Genomic DNA, 1,145 nt, shown 5'->3' on the forward strand with positions numbered 1-1,145 from the left:
ATGGGTTCGCAGTACCTGGGTGCGTTCACCGTGGGCGACCAGCTGCTGTGGGGTGCCGCCGAACCGCTGCGCCGCATGCTGCGGATTCTGCTGGAGCGTTGATCGTTCTGCTGTGACCGAAAACCCGTGCTGGCGACAGCGCGGGTTTTTTTATATCCGCAAATGTTCATCGAGGCCGATACGAGAAGCGCATAGACGGCATTGGCCTCGCCCCAACAATCCGAGTAAAGTGCCGCTCCCGTTTCGCCAGAGGCAGCCCGCATGAACCCAACATTCGATATCGCCGTCGTCGGCGCCACCGGCAGCGTCGGTGAAACCCTGGTACAGGTCCTCGAAGAACTGGCGTTCCCGGTCGGCACCCTGCACCTGCTGGCCAGCATGGAATCGGCAGGCAGCAGCGTCATGTTCGCCGGCAAAAAGCTCAAGGTGCGTGAAGTCGACAGCTTCGACTTCGCCCAGGTCAAGCTGGCCTTCTTCGCCACCGGCGCCGCTGTCAGCCGCAGCTTCGCCGGCAAGGCGCTGCAGGCCGGCTGCTCGGTCATCGACCTGTCCGGTGGCCTGGACGATGCCCTGGCACTGGTGCCCGAAGCCAACGCCGAACGCCTGGCCGGCCTGGCACTGCCGGCACGCATTCTCAGCCCGTGCTCGGCCGCCGTTGCCCTGGCCGTGGCGCTGGCGCCGCTTAAAAGGCTGCTGGACATCGAGCGGGTGCAGGTGATGGCCGCGCTGGCGGTGTCTGCACAAGGCCGCGAAGCGGTCAGCGAACTTGCCCGGCAAACCGCCGAACTGCTCAATGCCCGCCCGCTTGAGCCGCGTTTCTTCGACCGTCAGGTGGCGTTCAACCTGCTGGCCCAGGTCGGCGCAGCCGATGAGCAGGGCCACACGCTGCTGGAGCGCCGCTTGGTCAGCGAGCTGCGCGTGCTGCTGGACTTGCCTGAGCTGAAGATTTCCGTGAGCTGCGTTCAAGTCCCGGTGTTTTTCGGCGATAGCTTCAGTGTGGCCGTAGAAAGCCGTCGCCCGGTCGACCTGGACGCCGTCAACCAGGCCCTGGAGGCGGCTGACAGCCTCGAGCTGGTGGAGCGTGATGATTATCCGACCCCGGTAGGTGACGCAGTGGGCCAAGACGTGGTCTATGTTGGTCGTGT

Annotated in this window: 2 protein-coding genes; both read left to right on the plus strand. The window is 64.8% G+C overall.

Annotation, left to right across the window (positions count from 1 at the left end; all coding sequences use genetic code 11):
* Nucleotides 1-102, plus strand: a 102-nt coding sequence (locus HP547_RS29795; RefSeq protein WP_256676479.1) for a hypothetical protein, incomplete at its 5' end; no start/stop codon positions are given.
* A 159-nt stretch (nt 103-261) separates the two neighbouring features.
* A partial coding sequence (locus tag HP547_RS28880; protein ID WP_172288915.1) for an aspartate-semialdehyde dehydrogenase occupies nt 262-1,145 on the plus strand: 884 nt, incomplete at its 3' end.

The organism is Pseudomonas sp. CM27, assembly GCF_013179515.1.
Taxonomy (GTDB): Bacteria; Pseudomonadota; Gammaproteobacteria; order Pseudomonadales; family Pseudomonadaceae; genus Aquipseudomonas.